This window comes from Martelella sp. (assembly GCF_984369615.1).
Genome location: NZ_CFHTCS010000468.1, coordinates 1 through 2,848, shown reverse-complemented (window position 1 = coordinate 2,848; position 2,848 = coordinate 1). Strand labels below are relative to the sequence as shown.

Below are 2,848 nucleotides of genomic sequence, written 5' to 3'. Positions count from 1 at the left end.
AGTTTTCCCGAACCGATCGGCCTTGTCGACGACGTGATGGCAGCCCTTGCCCGCCTGCTGGACACGCTCTGCCTGCGGCTGAAGAACCGGGAGGCGGGGGCGCGCGCCATCACGCTTTCGGTGGAGCGCGTCGATCAGACCCGCCAGACCGTCACGCTCCGCCTTGCCCGCCCGATGCGCGATGCGCCGCGCATTCTGCGCCTGTTCGAGCGCCCGGTCGGCGAGATCGACGCCGGTTTCGGCATCGAGCGGATCCGGCTTGAGGCGCGCGGCGTGGAAAACCTGCCCGCCGAGCAGATCGGCGAAGGCGGGCTCATAGAGGGCGAGGCGCTGGACGATCTCGTCACAAGGCTCGGCGCGCGCATCGGCCTTGATAACATCGTCCGCTTCCAGCCGGTCGCGAGCCATATTCCCGAACGCGGCTTTACCGAGAACCCCGCTGCCTATGGCCGGGTGGATGCCGAATGGCGCATGGACCACCCCCGCCCCTTGCGCATGTTCGCCCCCGAGCCGGTGACGAGCGACGCCGCCCGCCGCCCGCCCTCGCGGTTTTCCTGGCGGCGCATGCGGTTTGAAACGGCGGCAAGCAGCGGACCGGAGCGGATCGCCCCGGAATGGTGGCGGCCGGACGAGGCCTGGCGCACGGGGCTTCGCGATTACTGGCGGGTGGAAACCCGTCAGGGGCTGAGGCTGTGGATGTTCCACACCCCGCAGGCCCCCGGCTGGTTCGTCCATGGCCTGTTCGCGTGAGGTCCGGCCATGGATTATGCCGAGTTGTGCGTCACCACCAATTTCACCTTCCTCACCGGCGCTTCGCATCCGGAGGAGATGGTGATCCGCGCCGCCGAGCTGGACCTTGCCGCGATCGCCATAACCGACCGCAATTCGCTCGCCGGCGTGGTGCGCGGCTTCCGGGCGCTGAAGGAGATCAGGCGCAAGATCGAGAAGCAGGCTGAGGAGCAGTCGATCCGACTTTCGACCCATATCGACCCCTCCTCGCGCCAGCCTGCCGGCGAGGCCAAGTCCATTGCCCTGCCGCCGATCCGCCGCCTGCCGCGCCTGATCGTCGGTTGCCGGCTGGTGCTGGCCGACAGCCCCGTCGATTTCGTGGCGCTGCCGAAGGACAAGCCCGCTTACCAGAAGCTGGTGCGGCTCTTAAGCCTCGGCAAGAGCCGCGCGCAAAAGGGCGAATGCCTGCTTTATCTGCGCGACATGCTGGAATGGGCCGATGGCTCCATCCTGATCGCGCTGCCTCAGGGTCTGGAGAACAGGGCGGAGGCGACAGACCATATCACCCAGGCGCACCGCCGCTTTCCCGGCCACGTGTTCACGGGTGCTGCCCCGCGTTATGACGGTTCCGATGTCGCCTGGTTCAAAACCCTCACCGCCCTTTCGCACAAGACCGGCGCGCCGATGGTCGCCGTCGGCGATGCGCTGATGCATCATGCCAGCCGCCGTCAGCTTGCCGACGTGCTGACCTGCATGCGCCACCACATCACCATCGACGCGATCGGCCACCTCGCGCTGCCGAATGCCGAGCGGCGGCTGAAGCCAGCGCAGGAAATGGCGGATATCTTCCGCGATCATCCCGCCGCCATCCGCCGCACGCTGGAGATCGCCGCGCGCCTCACCTTCGAGCTGACCGAGCTTTCCTACAACTATCCCGCCGAGGTCGCCCATGGCGAGGCGCCGCAGGCCCGCCTTGCCCGCCTCACCTGGGAGGGGCTCAGGAAACGCAATCCCGAAGGCATTCCGGCACGCAACCGGGAGCTTGCGGAAAAGGAGCTGGCGTTGGTCGGCGAGCTCGGCTACGCCGCCTATTTCCTCACCGTGCATGACATCATCGCCTTTGCGCGCGGCAAGGGCATTCTCTGTCAGGGGCGCGGCTCGGCGGCCAACTCCATCCTCTGTTACGCACTCGGCATCACCGATGTGAAGCCGGAGATGATCGGCATGGTCTTCGAGCGCTTCGTCTCCCGCCATCGCGGCGAGCCGCCGGATATCGACGTGGATTTCGAGCATGAGCGGCGCGAGGAGGTGATCCAGCACATCTACGACAAATATGGCCGGGACCATGCCGGGCTCTGCGCCACCGTCATCCATTTCCGCTCGCGCGCGGCGATCCGCGAGGTCGGCAAGGTGATGGGCCTGTCGAACGATGTCACCGCCGCGCTTTCCGGCCAGATCTGGGGCATTTCCAGCAAGGGCGCCGAACCCGAACGACTGAAGGAGGTCGGTCTTGATCTTACCGACCGCAGGCTGACCCAGACCGTGCGCCTGATTGGCGAGATCATCGGCTTTCCCCGGCACCTGTCGCAGCATGTCGGCGGCTTCGTCATCACCGAGGATCGGCTGGACGAGCTCTGTCCGATCGAAAACGCGGCGATGGAAGACCGCACCGTGATCGAATGGGACAAAGACGATATCGACGCGCTCAACATCCTCAAGGTCGATGTGTTGAGCCTCGGCATGCTGACCTGCCTGAAGAAATGCTTCGATCTCACCGCGCGCCATTACAATCGTCCGCTTACCATCGCCGCCGTGCCGCAGGAGGATGAAGCGACCTATGACATGCTGCAAAAGGCCGATGCCATCGGCGTGTTTCAGGTGGAAAGCCGGGCGCAGATGAATTTTTTGCCCCGCATGAAACCGGCAACCTTCTACGACCTCGTCATCGAAGTGGCGATCGTGCGACCGGGCCCGATCCAGGGAGGCATGGTGCAGCCCTATATCCGAAGGCGGCTGGGACTGGAAAAAGTCACATACCCGAAGGAGGAACTGCGCGGGGTGCTTGAAAAGACCAAGGGCGTGCCGCTGTTTCAGGAGCAGGCGATGCTGATCGCCGTGG

General features: G+C 65.3%; 2 protein-coding genes. Both read left to right on the top strand.

The window, feature by feature from the left end:
* The coding region (locus tag AC5DC2_RS22325; protein WP_491700075.1) for a DinB/UmuC family translesion DNA polymerase at positions 1 to 750 on the top strand (750 nt) is incomplete at its 5' end.
* A 9-nt stretch (positions 751 to 759) separates the two neighbouring features.
* The coding region (locus AC5DC2_RS22320) for a PHP domain-containing protein (protein WP_491700074.1) at positions 760 to 2,848 on the top strand (2,089 nt) is incomplete at its 3' end.